Source organism: Streptomyces sp. NPDC055099 (genome assembly GCF_053607685.1).
Window position 1 is genome coordinate 258,008 of record NZ_JBSGUA010000012.1, and the last position, 15,612, is coordinate 273,619.

Sequence of the window (15,612 nt, forward strand, 5' to 3'; positions counted from 1 at the left end):
CTCATGCTCCCTTCGCGGCCTGGAACAGTTCTGCCCGCGGATCGTCGTCCGCAGTCGCCTCGCGGTACGTCTCCAGGGCTTCCCTGGCGGAATCGGAGAGGGTGGTCGGGACCGACACCTCCACCGTCACCAGCAAGTCGCCCCGCGAGCCGTCCTTGCGGACCGCGCCCTTGCCCCGCGCCCGCATCGTACGACCGTTGGGCGTGCCCGGAGGCAGCTTCAGGGTGACCGGCGGGCCGCCCAGGGTGGGGACCTTCACCTCGCCGCCCAGTGCCGCCTCGGCGAACGTCACCGGCACCGTCACCGTCAGGTTGTCGCCCTTGCGGCCGAAGACCGGGTGGGTGTCGACGTGCACGACGACGTACAGGTCGCCCGCCGGGCCGCCCCGCTCACCGGGGCTGCCCTTGCCGCGCAGGCGGATGCGCTGGCCGTCCGAGACGCCCGCCGGAATCCGCACCTGCATCGTGCGCGACGACTTCGCCCTGCCCGACCCCTTGCAGATGTCGCACGGGTCCTGGGCGATGAGCCCACGGCCCTTGCAGTCCACGCAGGGGTCGGTGAGGGAGAAACCGCCGCCTCCGCCCCGCGTGACCTGGCCCGTGCCGACGCAGGTCGGGCACACGCGCGGTGTGCCGTTCTTGTCGCCGGTGCCGGAACAGGCCTTGCAGGGCGCCTGGGAGGACATCCGGAGCGGGACCGTGGCCCCGTCCACCGCCTCCGTGAAACTCAGCGTGACCTCGGACTCGATGTCCTGGCCGCGCCGGGGCTGCGTACGCGTGCCCGCGCCGCCCGCACCCGTGCCGCCTCGGTTGAACAGGCCCCCGAAGACGTCACCCAGACCGCCCCCGAAGCCGCCGGCACCGCCCGCTCCACCGCCGCCCTGGGCGCCGCCTCCGAAGAGGTCGCCCAGGTCGAAGTTGAACGAGCCGCCGCCGGGGCCTCCGGGACCGGCCCTGAAGCCGCCGTTGCCGAAGAGAGCACGCGCTTCGTCGTACTCCTTGCGCTTCTTGGGGTCGCCGAGGACGTCGTTCGCCTCGGAGATCTCCTTGAAGCGCTCTTCGGCCTTGGTGTTGCCCTTGTTGGCGTCCGGGTGATTCTCGCGTGCGAGCTTCCGGTAGGCCTTCTTGATCTCGGCTTCGGTGGCGTCCTTGGGGACGCCGAGGACCTTGTAGTAGTCCTTCTCGATGAAGTCCTTGGTGCTCATCCCCGACGTCCCTCCTCTCGCTTCACGGCAACTCCGATGTGTCAGCCCTCGTCCGGGCCGCCACCGCTCTCCTTGTCCTCCGCCTTGTCGGCGGAGTCCGTGGATGCGGCGGTCTCGGAGTCACCCTTGACCGTCTGCGCGCCCGGCTGCGGCTCGGCCACGGCCACCCGCGCGGGGCGGATGGTGCGCTCCCCGATGCGGTACCCCGGCTGCAGGATCGCGACGCAGGTCGTCTCGGTGACGTCCGGTGCGTAACTGTGCATCAGGGCCTCGTGGATCGTCGGGTCGAAGGGCTCGCCCTCCTTGCCGAACTGCTGGAGGCCCATCTTGGCGACGACCGTCTCCAGGGCCTCCGCGACCGACTTGAAGCCGCCGACCAGCTCGCCGTGTTCACGGGCGCGGCCGATGTCGTCCAGGGTCGGCAGGAGCTCGGACAGGAGGTTCGCCGCGGCGATCTCCTTGACCGTGACCTTGTCCCGCTCCACACGACGGCGGTAGTTCTGGTACTCCGCCTGCAGTCGCTGGAGGTCCGCCGTGCGCTCGCCGAGCGCCGTACGCACCTGGTCCAGCTGGGCGATCAGACCGACGTCCTGGGCGGACGGGGCGGACTGAGCCGACTGGCCCGACTGGGCGGATGCCTTGCTTGCGTCCCCGGCCGGGGCCGCCGTGCCCTCCTCGACGGAGGGCTCGGCGGCCTGCGGCGCCGCGTCATCAGGGGTGGCGCCGGAGGGGACGTCAGGCTGCTCGGCGTTCTCGCCGAAGCCCGGAGTCTCCTCGGTCATGCGGCGCCGCCCTTCGAGTCACCGGGCTTCTCGTCGTCGACGATCTCGGCGTCGACCACGTCGTCGTCCTTGGACATGTTCGGGGCCTCGGCGCCCTCGGCACCCGGGGCAGCGCCCTCGGCACCGGCGGCCTGCGCGTCCGCGTACATGGCCTGGCCGAGCTTCTGCGAGACGGCGGCGACCTTCTCGGTGGCCGTGCGGATCTCGGCGGTGTCCTCGCCCTTGAGCTTTTCCTTCAGCTCTTCGACGGCGGACTCGACCTCGGTCTTCACGTCACCCGGAACCTTGTCCGCGTTGTCGGTGAGGAACTTCTCCGTCTGGTAGACGAGCTGCTCGCCCTGGTTGCGGGACTCGGCGGCCTCGCGGCGCTTGTGGTCCTCGTCCGCGTACTGCTCGGCCTCCTGGCGCATGCGGTCGACCTCGTCCTTCGGCAGCGAGGAGCCGCCGGTGACGGTCATCTTCTGCTCCTTGCCGGTGCCGAGGTCCTTGGCCGTCACGTGCATGATGCCGTTGGCGTCGATGTCGAAGGCGACCTCGATCTGCGGGACACCGCGCGGGGCCGGCGGCAGACCGGTCAGCTCGAACATCCCGAGCTTCTTGTTGTACGCCGCGATCTCGCGCTCGCCCTGGTAGACCTGGATCTGGACGGACGGCTGGTTGTCCTCGGCCGTCGTGAAGATCTCGGAGCGCTTGGTCGGGATCGTGGTGTTGCGCTCGATGAGCTTGGTCATGATCCCTCCCTTGGTCTCGATGCCGAGGGACAGCGGGGTGACGTCGAGGAGCAGGACGTCCTTGACCTCGCCCTTGAGGACACCGGCCTGGAGGGCGGCGCCGATGGCGACGACCTCGTCCGGGTTCACGCCCTTGTTGGCGTCCTGGCCGCCGGTCAGCTCCTTGACGAGCTCCGCGACGGCGGGCATACGGGTCGAGCCACCGACGAGAACGACGTGGTCGATCTCGGAGAGCTGGATGCCCGCGTCCTTGATGACGTTGTGGAACGGCGTCTTGCAGCGCTCCAGGAGGTCGGACGTGAGCTGCTGGAACTGGGCGCGCGTGAGCTTCTCGTCCAGGTGCAGCGGGCCCTCGGCGGACGCCGTGATGTAGGGCAGGTTGATCGTGGTCTCCGTGGAGGAGGACAGCTCGATCTTGGCCTTCTCGGCCGCCTCGCGCAGGCGCTGGAGCGCCATCTTGTCCTTGGAGAGGTCCACGCCGTGGCCGTTGTTGAACTGCTTGACCAGGTAGTCGACGACGCGCTGGTCCCAGTCGTCACCACCGAGGTGGTTGTCGCCGTTCGTGGCCTTCACCTCGACGACGCCGTCGCCGATCTCCAGGAGGGACACGTCGAAGGTGCCGCCACCGAGGTCGAAGACGAGGATCGTCTGGTCGTCCTTGTCGAGGCCGTACGCGAGAGCGGCGGCCGTCGGCTCGTTCACGATGCGCAGGACGTTCAGGCCCGCGATCTCGCCGGCCTCCTTCGTCGCCTGACGCTCCGAGTCGTTGAAGTACGCCGGGACGGTGATGACCGCGTCGGCCACCTTCTCGCCCAGGTAGGACTCCGCGTCGCGCTTCAGCTTCTGCAGGATGAACGCCGAGATCTGCTGGGGGTTGAACCCCTTGTCGTCGATGTCCACCTTCCAGTCAGTGCCCATGTGGCGCTTGACCGAGCGGATGGTCCTGTCGACGTTCGTGACCGCCTGGCGCTTGGCGACCTCGCCGACAAGCACCTCGCCGTTCTTCGCGAAGGCGACGACGGACGGCGTGGTCCTGGCGCCCTCGGCGTTGGTGATGACGGTGGGCTCGCCGCCTTCAAGAACGCTGACGACAGAGTTAGTCGTGCCCAGGTCGATGCCGACCGCACGTGCCATTTCGGTTCCTCCAGATGTACTTCTTGAGTGGATCTGACTCAACCATGCATCAGCGCTTCGCTGGAGTCAACAGAGATGAGTCGAGGAGGCTCAACTCTTATCCGGCGCTTACGCGCAACCCGGGCTCCGCCGGTTCGCCGCCTGCGGGTCCGCCGTGGCTGGTCGCGCAGTTCCCCGCGCCCCTTTGGGGCGCCCCCACAGGGGCGCCGCGCGGCAAGGGTTGCCTGAGCGACGCAGATCACCGCCCTGCTGGCTACAGTGCGGCTGAGTAAGTGGGTAGTCTCAGACGGACTGCATAAGTTACCGCTTAGTAATAGTTCGCCTCGCAGGCCCGAGGAGCCCCCAAATGCAACTCGCCGCGATCATCGTGTCGCTGGTCCTAATCGCGGTCGGCGTCGCGCTGTTCGGCCGTGCCATCGTGCAGATCTACCAGTACATGCGGCTCGGCCAGCCCGTCCCCGCCGGTACCCGCACCGATCAGCCCGTGCAGCGCACCGTCACCGTGGCCAGGGAGTTCCTCGGCCACACCCGCATGAACCGCTGGGGCGTCGTCGGCGTCGCGCACTGGTTCGTGGCGGTGGGCTTCTTCTCGCTCCTCCTCACCATCGTCAACGCCATCGGCCAGCTCTTCAAGGCCGACTGGATGCTGCCGATCATCGGTGAGTGGGCGCCGTACAACATGTTCGTCGAGTTCATCGGCACGATGACGATCGTCGGCATCCTGACGCTGATCGTCATCCGGCAGCTGAGCAAGCCCGACAACAACCCGGGCCGCAAGTCCCGGTTCGCGGGCTCCAAGAAGGGCCAGGCGTACTTCGTCGAGGCCGTCATCCTCATCGTCGGCATCTGCATCTTCACGCTGCACGCCCTCGAGGGTGCCCAGCACCACGTGGACAGCTACGAGGCGTCGTTCTTCATCTCGTACCCGTTCGTCTCGTGGTTCGCCGGCATGGATCTCTCCACGCTGCAGAACCTCACGTACTTCTTCGCCATGGTGAAGATCGCGACGTCCTTCATCTGGATGATCACCGTCGCGCTCAACACGAACATGGGCGTCGCCTGGCACCGCTTCCTCGCCTTCCCGAACATCTGGTTCAAGCGCGAGGCGGACGGCTCCACGACCCTCGGCGAGCTGCAGCCCATGACGTCCGGCGGCAAGCCGATCGACTGGGAGGACCCGGCCGAGGACGCCGTCTTCGGTGTCAGCCAGGTCGAGCAGTTCTCCTGGAAGGGCCTCCTCGACTTCAGTACGTGCACCGAGTGCGGCCGCTGCCAGTCGCAGTGCCCCGCCTGGAACACCGGCAAGCCGCTCTCCCCGAAGCTCCTGATCATGTCGCTGCGCGACCACGCGCACGCCAAGGCCCCGTACCTCCTCGCGGGCGGCGGCAAGGACATGGAGGGCAACGAGAAGGCGACGGAGGAGCAGCTCAAGGACGTTCCGGCGGCCGCGATCGCCGAGGCCGAGCGCCCCCTCGTCGGCACCGCCGAGGAGAACGGCGTCATCGACCCCGACGTCCTGTGGTCCTGCACCAGCTGCGGCGCCTGCGTCGAGCAGTGCCCGGTGGACATCGAGCACATCGACCACATCGTCGACATGCGCCGCTACCAGGTGATGATCGAGAGCGCGTTCCCGTCCGAGGCCGGGACGATGCTCAAGAACCTGGAGAAGAAGGGCAACCCCTGGGGTCTGGCCAAGAAGCAGCGCCTCGAGTGGCTCAAGGAGCTCGACTTCGAGGTGCCGGTCGTCGGCAAGGACATCGAGGACCTCACCGAGGTCGAGTACCTCTACTGGGTCGGCTGCGCGGGCGCCCTCGAGGACCGGGCGAAGAAGACCACCAAGGCCTTCGCGGAGCTGCTCCACATGGCGGGCGTCAAGTTCGCGATCATGGGCGGCGACGAGAAGTGCACCGGTGACTCCGCACGCCGCCTGGGCAACGAGCCGCTGTTCCAGCAGCTCGGCCAGGAGAACGTGATGGCGCTGAACATGGCGTTCGGCGAGGAGCTCGACGACGACGGCAAGGTCACGCCCGAGTCGGCCAAGCCGAAGACCGCGAAGAAGATCGTCGCGACCTGCCCGCACTGCCTCAACACGCTCGGCAACGAGTACCCGCAGCTCGGCGGCGACTACGAGGTCATCCACCACACGCAGCTGCTCCAGCACCTCATCGACGAGGGCAAGCTGATCCCGGTGACGCCCGTCGAGGGCCTCATCACCTACCACGACCCGTGCTACCTGGGCCGGCACAACAAGATCTACACGCCCCCGCGCGAGATCATGTCCGCCGTCCCCGGCCTGCGCCAGCAGGAGATGCACCGCCACAAGGAGCGCGGCTTCTGCTGCGGTGCCGGTGGCGCGCGGATGTGGATGGAGGAGCGGATCGGCAAGCGCATCAACACGGAGCGGGTCGACGAGGCGCTCAGCCTCAACCCCGACATCGTGTCGACCGCCTGCCCGTTCTGCCTGGTGATGCTCACCGACTCCGTCAACGGCAAGAAGAACGACGGCAAGGCCCAGGAGTCCCTCCAGGTCGTGGATGTCGCGCAGTTGCTGCTCGACTCCGTGAAGACCCCGGTGGACCCCGCCGGGACGGCCGAGACCGCGGACGAGCCGGAGCCCGAGCCGGTGAAGTAACCGCTTCTGGCGTACGTGAGGCCGGTTCCGCCCCTCGGGGCGGGACCGGCCTTTCGTGTCATACGGAAGGGGGGCATCATGTGCTGGTTGTTGTCGGGTGGGGCGGTCGGGTCGGGAGTTGGGCATGCGGAGTGCCGGGATGCGTGGCATACGTGGCGGCAGACGCGGGGGCGCCGCGCGGCGCCGGAGTGTCATGGGCACGGCAGCCGCCGTGAGCTGTGCGCTGCTGCTCGCCGGGTGCGGCGGCGGTGACGAGGCGGCCAAGCCCGACGCCCGGCACAAGCCCGTCAGCATGGCCGGCAAGGGCGCCCCCCAGCAGCCCGTCCCCCAGGGCAAGGGCAGCAAGGCCGACGACGACTTCAACGGGGACGGCGCCCCCGACCTCGTACTGGACGACCTGGTGCACAGCGGCCACGGCGACGACGCGGGCATCGGCGTCGTCTACGGATCGGAGAGCGGACTGCGGCCCGGAGCGCGGCAGTTGCTGAGCGCGCGGGCCAACGGAGCGCGTACGAAGGGCGAGCTGCCCGCCGCCTTCGAGTCGGAGGCGGCCTGCGACCTCGACAAGGACGGCTTCACCGACCTGCTGGTCTCCACCGACCCGCCCTACGACGGTCTGGGCCAGCCGCCCGTACCCCTGCAGATCCTCTTCGGCTCGCCCCAGGGCCTGAAGGGCAAGGCCGTGAAGGTGAAGGTGCCCAAGCAGTCCCGCATCGGCAACGACTGGTCCGACCAGCCGGTGTGCGGCGACTTCGACGGGGACGGCGCGAGCGACCTCGTCCTGCACGCGAGCGGCGCCCGGCTCACCTTCCTGCGCGGCCCCTTCAAGCGGACGGGCGCCCCGCGCGCGGCGGGCAAGCCGCTGGCCGCGCCCGGCAACGACCTCGTGACCGGCAGGGCCACCGACGTCGACCGCGACGGCTACGACGACGTCCTCGTCCGCAAGGCGGCGAACGCGTCCGGCGCCGCCGCCGGAGCCCTCGTCCTGGGAGGTCCGAGGGGCCCCGTCGAGACCGGGGTGCTCTTCCCCGCGGGCACGGACACCGCGTTCGGGCGCTTCGGCAGGGGCAAGGGCACGGACGCGGCCGTCGCGGGCCCGAAGGGCGTCGCCCTGCGCTATGACGTGCCCGGCACCGCGCGCGCCACCATGGAGTCCAAGAACGTCGCCGTGGACACGGGCGACCTCGACGGCGACGGCCTGAGCGAGCTGATCCTGAGCGGCGGGAGCAGCGGGGACGGCGGCGGCACGGGCGAGGTGCGGGTCTTCAGGGGACGCACGACGGCGCTCGACAGCAACGCATCGGCGCTCGTGGTCCCTTCGGCCAAGGGCACCACTCAGGTACTCGCCGTCGCGGACTTCGACGGGGACAAGCGGGCCGATCTGGTCCTGCGGACGTACCGGGGAGACGGCGAGGACACCATCGGGGTCTATCCGGGGGTGGAGACCGACCTGGTCTCCCGCAAGGCCCGGCTGACGTTCTCCAGCGCGGAGTTCCTCGCGTTGGGGGACGGCGGCTGAGGGGTTCTGCGGTCGGCTGACGGGCCCGGCGTTCACCCACCGGACACCTGGCCTCTCCCGTCGCACAACCATTCGTACGCCCCGCATGTCACATCCCCGGAAGCAGTGCTCCGAGCAGTTCTCCACGCAGTCCTCCACTCCCGGGAGTCCCACGTGCGCGTACGTAATCTGGCCATCGCCGCGAGCGTCGCGGCCCTCGCCGCCACGGGCCTGACGCTGCCCCTCGCGGGCACGGCGAGCGCCGCGTCGACGCTCAAGGACGACTACAACGGCGACGGCTACCGCGACCTGGCCGTCGGGACGCCCCGCTCCAACTCCGTGACCGTGACGTTCGGTTCGGCCTCCGGTCTCTCCGAGGGCCGCTCCGTGACCGTCACCCAGGACACGGCCGGAGTGCCCGGAGTCATGGAGGACGAGGACGAGTTCGGCGAGAACGTCACCAGCGGCGACACGAACGGCGACGGGTACGCCGACCTGATCGTCGGCGCCCCCGGCGAGCAGGTCGAGGGCAAGCCCTCCGGCTCCGTCACGGTCATCAAGGGCGGCAAGAACGCCTTCACCTCCGGCGGCCACGTCCTGAACGCCCCCGGGGGAACAGCGGGCCGCTTCGGCGAGGCCACCGTCTGGACCGACTTCGACGACGACGGCGCGCCCCAGCTGGCCGTGATCAGCGGCGACAACTGGTGGTACTACTCCGGCGCCCAGGGCCAGGCGTACGGCCTTGAGGTCGACTTCATCCCCGAGGGCGCCCACCTGGACGGCATGGTCGCGGGCAACTTCAAGCGCAAGGACGGCATCGGCCTCGTCCTGTACGGGGAGCGCGCGGACGGCGGCGCCTGGACCGCGCACATGAACGGCGGCGCCGGTGACTACGGCTACCGGGCCGAGATCCTCGGCGAGGGTGCCGACGCCACGGCCACGCGCGACGCCGCCGCCACGGGTGATGTCAACGGCGACGGCTACGCCGACCTGGTCACCGGCAACCCCCGTGATGCCAAGGGCGGTTCGGTCACCGTGCGGTTCGGCGGCGACGGCAAGTTCGGCGCCCCGGTGACGTACGACCAGGCCAGTGCGGGCATCCCCGGCGCCGACGAGGCGGACGACGGCTTCGGCTGGTCCGTGGCCGCGGGCGACGTCACGGGCGACGGCCTCGCGGACCTCGCGGTGGGCGCGCCCGGCGAGGAGGTCGGCACGGTGGACGGCACCGGCAGCGTGACGCTCCTGAAGTCCATCGCGGGCACGTTCACCTCGGGCAAGGCCTGGCATCAGGAGACCGCGGGCGTACCCGGCGTCGCCGAGGCGGGCGACAGTTTCGGCGCGTCCGTACGCCTCAAGGACATCAACAGGAACGGCAAGGCGGATCTGGCCGCCGGGGCGGTCGGCGAGGACATCGGCACGACGGTGGACGTCGGCGCCGTATGGGTCCTGCGCGGCACGACGACGGGCCTGACGTCGTCGTACGCGGCGTCCTTCAACGGCACGGACTTCGGCCTGGGCGCCACGAGCTTCGGCGAGACGCTGCGCTGAAGCAGCCTCGGCGAGACCCTGCGCTGACAGGCGGGAAGGGTAGAACCGACCGAACCCCCCTATCGCACCCGCAACACCCGTAACACTCCCAACACCCCCAACACCCGTCCCCCATACAACCCTTGACCCCCTCCGTGAGTCTCCCGTTCGCCAACAAGGCGTGACGCCAGGGACAAGGCCCGGCAAACACGCCTTGTCGGCACCACATCGACTGCGGATGTCCGCCAGACATCCCCGCATGCAGCAGGAGACCCACGGAATGGCCAAGCACAAGCGCACTTCCCCGCTCGCCCGATCCAGACGCGGCCGCCTCGCGGCGGCCACGGCCACGGCCGCCGCGCTGACGGGCGGACTCCTCACTCTCACGGCCACGACGGCGACCGCCGCGCCCGCGGCGGCCACCCAGCCGGACGACGCCGACTTCAACGGCGACGGCGCGGCCGACCTCGCCACTTCCGCCGCGGGCGCCACCGTCGGCGGCAAGGGCGGCGCGGGTCAGGTCGTCATCACGTACGGCGGCGCCGAGCAGCGCCACGTCACCTACAGCCAGAACAGCGCGGGCGTGCCCGGCACCGCCGAGACGGGCGACGTCTTCGGCGCCGACACCGCGTACGGGGACTTCGACGGCGACGGCTTCGACGACCTCGCCGTCGCGGCCCCCGGGGAGGACGTCGGCTCGGACGTCGACGGCGGCACGGTCCAGGTGCTGTGGGGCTCCCCCGGCGGCCTGTCCGGCGGCGCCACCATCACGGACCCGCGGCCCACCAAGCACGACCGGTTCGGCGCCCCGATGCAGGCGGGCGACTTCGACGGCGACGGCAAGGACGACCTCGCCGTGGGCTCCTCCTCGGGCGCCGCCACCCTCGACATCTTCGACGGCGGGATCTCCCGCAGCGGCGCCACCGGCGACCGCTACACCGTGCTCCCGCCCATCCACAGCGGCGAGGACGCGGGCCCCTTCAACCTGCACTCCGGGGACGTCAACGGCGACGGCAAGGACGACCTGCTCGTCAACGGCTTCTCCACCGCCGACGACTACAACGCCAACCTCTGGCTGCCGGGCAGCGCGAACGGCGTCACCACGAACGGCGTCCAGCGGCTGCCCGCCGGTTACATCACTGACGTGGGTGACACGGACGGCGACGGCTACGGCGACGTCATCATCGGCCTCACCTGGGACGAAGGCATCGCCGGCGCCCATAAGGGCGGCACCGTGTACGTCGTGAAGGGCAACGCGAACGGCCCGTACGGCGACAGCCAGGCCATCACGCAGGACACGGCGGGTGTCCCGGGCGGCAGCGAGAACGGCGACTCGTTCGGCGCGGAGCTGGACCTCGGCGACATCAACGGCGACGGCCACCTCGACCTCGTGGCGAGCTCCCCCGGCGAGGACCTGGAGGGCGTCTCCGACGCGGGCTCGGTCACCGTCATCTACGGGGCGGCGGACGGCTCCGGCCTCTCCACGCAGGATTCCGTGCTCTACAGCCAGAACACCCCCGGCGTCCCCAACTCCAACGAGAAGAACGACTTCTTCGGGTCGGACGTCCACATCGACGACCTGAACGCGGACGGCCGGGGCGACGTCTCCGTCGGCGCGTACGGCGAGAACGGCTCCAACGGCGCGGTCTACGTCCTGGACTCCCTCCCGGACGGCTCCCTCGCGGGCACCTCGGGCGTCTACACGTCCACGGTGGGTGTCTCCTCGGCGGGCACCCCCCGCTTCGGCGCCAACTTCGCGGACTGACCCGCCCTCCTCCTCACCCCCTCTCAGTACACCGGGCCCGCACCCCTCCGTGCGGGCCCGGCCCTTCCCCCGGAGCTTCCGTGCGCATACGCACCTTCATCCTGGCCGCATCCCTGGCAACCACCGGCCTGCTCGCCCTCCCCGCGACAACGGCCACCGCGGCCCCCGCCAAACACACCGACGACTTCAACGGCGACGGCTACCGTGACCTCGCCGTAGGCATGCCGGAGAAGACCATCGGAGGCAAGAAGCGCGCCGGAGCCGTTCTGGTGACCTTCGGCTCGGCCTCCGGGCTCACGAGCAAGCGGGTGTACGTCACCCAGAACTCCGCCGGTGTTCCCGGAGACGCGGAGACGGACGACCTGTTCGGGACGGAGCTCTCCAGCGGCGATCTGGACGGCGACGGATACGCCGACCTGCTCGTCACCAGCGAGGGCGAGAGCGTCGGCGACCTCTCCCTTCGTGGTGCCGTCACCGTCCTGTGGGGCGGCCCCACGCCCCTCGGCAGCGGCACGAACCTCGCTGACCCGGGCGCCTACGACCAGCAGTTCTACGGTGCCGACACCGCGGTCGGCGACTTTGTGGGCGACGCCGCACCCGAGGTGGTGATCGCGGACGCGTCAGGTCTCTGGCTGCTCGACGGGACCTTCAGCCGTACGTCGCTTCCGGTACCGGTGCCGATGGACACCCGCGGAAGCAACAACGGCGTGGGCTGGGGCACGTTGGCGGTGGGGAACTTCTCGGGCGGCGGCAAGGACGAACTCGCCGTCACCGTTCCCGGCACTACCGTGATCTACGGCAGCGGTCCGACGGGCGAGGCCTCGGAGTTCTACGACCGCGCGGCACTCGCGGGCGGCACCACCTCGGCGGCAGGCGACCTGAACGGCGACGGCTGTGACGACCTCGCCGTGGGCCTGGCCAATCCCGACATGTACAGCAGCGGCGTCACGGACCCGAGCCGCGAGGCGGGCTACGTCATGGTTTTCCACGGCGTCGAGGAAGGTGACGCCACCGGCGGGCTCAGCCGCACCCGCCACACCTACCACCAGGGCACCGCAGGCATCCCGGGTGACAACGAGGCCGGCGACCAGTTCGGCGCCGACCTCTCCATCGCCGATGTCACCGGAGACGGCCGCGCGGAGCTCGCGGTAGGTGTCTCGTACGAGTCCCTGGACGGCCGCACCCGCGCCGGTGACGTCCTTGTGCTGCGCGGCGCCGCCACCGGCGTGACCACGTCCGGCGCGAAGCGCTTCTCGCAGAACACCGCGGGGGTGCCGGGCGCAGCGGAGTCGAACGACGAGTTCGGTGCGCAGCTCCGGCTCGCCGACTTCGACCGCGACGGCAAGGCCGACCTCGCCGCGACGGCTCCGTACGAGGACTCCGGGAACGGCGCGGTGTGGCAGCTGCACGGGGCAGGCTCGAGTCTCTCGACATCCGGGGCCGACGCCTTCAGCGCGGCGGACTACGGCCTCGCGGCCGGCTCGCAGCTGGGCGATGCGGTCAATGAGTGAGTAACGGCGGGGCGTGGGTGCAGGGCAACCCTTACCCAACCCCGGGTGTCACACAGGTGAACAAGTACAGCTGACTCGCCACGTCCGGCTTTCCGCCAACTCCCCGTACCCATGAACAAGTTGGAGCCCCTCGTGCCCCTGCGCCCAACCGCCCGCACCCTCGCCCTGGCCGCCACCACGGCCCTCGCCGCCACCGCCCTGACCCTCCCCCTCGCACCCCCCGCCACCGCAGTCCCCGCCCCCGCTCCCCTCACCGCCGACTTCAACGGGGACGGGTACGACGACCTATTCGTCGGTGTGCCCAGTGGCAGTGTCGGTGGCGAGGCCAAGGCGGGGTACGTGAGCGTGGTGTTCGGTGGGGAGTACGGGCCCGGGCCGCACGGTGTGCGGCGGATCACGCAGGCCACCGTCGAGGTGCCCGGCACCCCGGAGTCCGGTGACCGGTTCGGCGGTTCCGTCGTCGCCGCGCACATCGACGACGACCAGTACGCCGACCTCGTCATCGGCGCCCCCGGCGAGGACATCGACGCCAAGACCGACGCCGGTTCCGTCACCGTCCTGTACGGGACCGGCGACGGCTTCGCCCTGGCCAACACCGCCGCCCGCGGCGCGAAGTCCGGTGACGTGTACGGAAACGCCCTCGCCGCCGCCGACTTCACCGGTGACACGGACGTCGACCTCGCCATCGGCGGCAAGGACCAGGTCGTCGCCAACTTCAACCCGCTCACCGCCGACACCCAGCCGGTGATGGGCGACCGGATGGGCGGCCGGGCACCCGTCATGACCACCGGCGACTTCAACAACGACAGCCGCCCCGACCTGGCCCTCGGCTACTACACGAAGAACCAGCCCTACACCCAGTCCCACCTCCGCCTCTACGGCTGGAACAAGGAGGAGGGCACCATGGCCAACTTCTGGAACAACTCCAACGGCGCCGCCAACGCCCTCGCGTCCGGCGACTTCAACGGCGACGGCTTCGACGACCTCGCCGTCGGCAACTGCCGCGAGATCGCCGACGAGAACATCGACGACCCGTGCGGCCCCGAGGAGCTCACCAAGGGCGGCGGCATCCACATCCGCTTCGGCGACGCCAACGGCAGCTTCGGCTGGGAGCAGCAGACGTTCAACCAGGACACCGCGGGCATGCCCGGCGTCGCCGAGACCGGTGACGGCTTCGGCGACGCGCTCGCCGTGGCGGACATCGACGCCGACGGCCACGACGACCTGATCGCGGGCGCCCCCGGCGAGGCCATCGGCAGCGCGGCGAAGGCGGGCAGCGTCACCGTCCTGAAGGGCGACGAGATGGGCCTGCTCGACCCGGCGGGCGCGGCGAACCCGGGAACGGTCGCGTACCAGCAGAACTCCCCCGACATCCTGGGCGTCGCCCAGGCCGGTGACCTCTTCGGGGCGGCGCTCGCCTTCGGTGACCACAACGGCGACGGCGTCCCCGACCTGTCCGCCGCCGCGCCCGGCGAGAACTCCGCCGCGGGCGGCGTCTGGGATCTGCCCGGCGCCAAGGCGGGCGGCTCGGTCGTCACCCCGAACTCCCTCGGCCTTCCCGCCTCTTTGGACCCGTACGCGTACGGAGCGGTGCTCGGGCGCTGACGGGCCTCAGCAGCACCAGGGACCCTGGGGCAAACCCCTCAGGGTCCCCCTAGGGGTTGTCACAGGTCAGCGGCAAAGCCTCTCTCCTCCCGAGGAGGGACGACCCGGGCCCTCCAGACCAGGTACGTTCGATTCGTGGCTGGATTCAGGATCGGACGCGGCCGGGACAACCGCACCCCGCAAGCGCGACCCCAACAACGACCGCGGCAGGAGCCGTACGGGCAGCAGGCCCCCCAGGGCCAGCAGCCCCCGTACGGCTACCCTCAGCCGTCCTCGCAGCAATACGGCGGGCAACAGCCGCCGTACGGCCGGCCCCAGGGCGGACAGCCCCAGGGCGGCCGCGGCCAGGGCGGATACGGCGGACAGCAATGGCCGCAGGCGGGCGGCAACCACGGGGAGCCGGAGTACTTCGGCGGGCAGCCGAACCCGGGGCAGGGCGGTCAGGGCGGCTTCGATCCGTACGCCGCCAACAACCCCGGTCACACCCAGGCCTTCTCCGTGGGCGAGGACCCGTACAACCAGGGCGACACCTACCGCGCGGGCCAGGCTCCCGCGCCGGTGGGCCCGCGCCTGCACTGGAAGGACCTGCTGCGCGGCATCGTGCTGCGCCCGGGGCCGACCTTCCTCCAGATGCGCGACTACGCGATGTGGGCCCCGGCCGTCATCGTGACGTTCCTCTACGGCCTGCTCGCGATCTTCGGCTTCGACGGCGCCCGCGAGGACGCCATCAGCGCCACGCTCTCCACGGCCGTGCCGTATGTCCTGACGACGGCCGTCGCGATCACGATCAGTGCGTTCATCCTGGGCGTGGTCACGCACACCCTCGCCCGCCAGCTCGGCGGCGACGGCGCGTGGCAGCCGACGGTCGGCCTCTCCATGCTGATCATGTCCATCACGGACGCGCCCCGCGTGGTCGTCGCGATGTTCCTCGGCGGCGGCCAGCCCTTCGTCCAGCTCCTCGGCTGGGTGACCTGGATCGCCGCGGGCGCGCTGCTCACCGCGATGGTGAGCAAGTCGCACGACCTGCCGTGGCCGAAGGCGCTGGGCGCGGCGTCGATCCAGCTGCTCGCGCTGCTCGCGATCATCAAGCTGGGCACGTTCTAGTACGTGAGACGAAAGAAGGGCCCCGGGGGGGGGGGGCCCCCCCCCCGGCCCCCGCCCGGGGGGGGGGGGGGGGGGGGGGTATTAACAAAAAAAACACCCCCACACACAAAACAATAACA

The 15,612-nt window shown here is 70.4% G+C and carries 10 protein-coding genes; 7 read left to right on the forward strand and 3 right to left on the reverse strand.

Annotated elements, in window-relative coordinates; translation table 11 throughout:
- Position 1 precedes the first annotated feature (1 nt).
- The 3 genes from dnaJ to dnaK are packed head-to-tail and all read right to left on the reverse strand — an operon-like array spanning position 2 to position 3,851.
- The gene (dnaJ, locus tag ACWFRU_RS28235) at positions 2-1,204 is read right to left on the reverse strand and encodes a molecular chaperone DnaJ (RefSeq protein ID WP_453690937.1); all 1,203 of its coding nucleotides are present in this window, start codon (positions 1,202-1,204) and stop codon (positions 2-4) included.
- 41 nt (positions 1,205-1,245) lie between these two features.
- Positions 1,246-1,986 (reverse strand): nucleotide exchange factor GrpE, encoded by a 741-nt coding sequence (grpE, locus tag ACWFRU_RS28240; protein ID WP_453690938.1) that lies wholly within the window; start codon positions 1,984-1,986, stop codon positions 1,246-1,248.
- Entirely contained in the window at positions 1,983-3,851 is a 1,869-nt protein-coding gene (dnaK, locus tag ACWFRU_RS28245; RefSeq protein WP_453690939.1) for a molecular chaperone DnaK, read from the reverse strand. The genes grpE and dnaK overlap by 4 nt, the downstream gene beginning before the upstream one ends.
- Positions 3,852-4,197: 346 nt before the next feature.
- Between dnaK and ACWFRU_RS28250 the strand changes: the two genes are divergently transcribed.
- The 7 genes from ACWFRU_RS28250 (at position 4,198) to ACWFRU_RS28280 (ending at position 15,493) form a co-directional block, all read left to right on the forward strand.
- Positions 4,198-6,483, forward strand: a complete 2,286-nt coding sequence (locus ACWFRU_RS28250; RefSeq protein WP_453690940.1) for a (Fe-S)-binding protein — start codon at positions 4,198-4,200, stop codon at positions 6,481-6,483.
- Positions 6,484-6,622: 139 nt separating this feature from the next.
- On the forward strand, positions 6,623-8,002 hold the full coding sequence (locus tag ACWFRU_RS28255) for an FG-GAP repeat domain-containing protein (RefSeq protein ID WP_453690941.1): 1,380 nt from the start codon (positions 6,623-6,625) through the stop codon (positions 8,000-8,002).
- A gap of 153 nt (positions 8,003-8,155) precedes the next feature.
- Positions 8,156-9,529, forward strand: a complete 1,374-nt coding sequence (locus ACWFRU_RS28260) for an FG-GAP repeat protein (protein ID WP_453690942.1) — start codon at positions 8,156-8,158, stop codon at positions 9,527-9,529.
- Between the two features lie 259 nt (positions 9,530-9,788).
- Complete coding sequence (locus ACWFRU_RS28265) at positions 9,789-11,273, forward strand: FG-GAP repeat protein (protein WP_453690953.1); 1,485 nt, start codon at positions 9,789-9,791, stop codon at positions 11,271-11,273.
- 80 nt (positions 11,274-11,353) lie between these two features.
- Entirely contained in the window at positions 11,354-12,784 is a 1,431-nt protein-coding gene (locus tag ACWFRU_RS28270) for an FG-GAP-like repeat-containing protein (protein ID WP_453690943.1), read from the forward strand.
- A gap of 132 nt (positions 12,785-12,916) precedes the next feature.
- Entirely contained in the window at positions 12,917-14,389 is a 1,473-nt protein-coding gene (locus ACWFRU_RS28275; protein WP_453690944.1) for an FG-GAP-like repeat-containing protein, read from the forward strand.
- Positions 14,390-14,524: 135 nt separating this feature from the next.
- Positions 14,525-15,493: a Yip1 family protein gene (locus ACWFRU_RS28280; protein WP_453690945.1), complete on the forward strand. Its 969-nt coding sequence runs from the start codon at positions 14,525-14,527 to the stop codon at positions 15,491-15,493.
- The last annotated feature ends 119 nt before the right edge of the window (positions 15,494-15,612 follow it).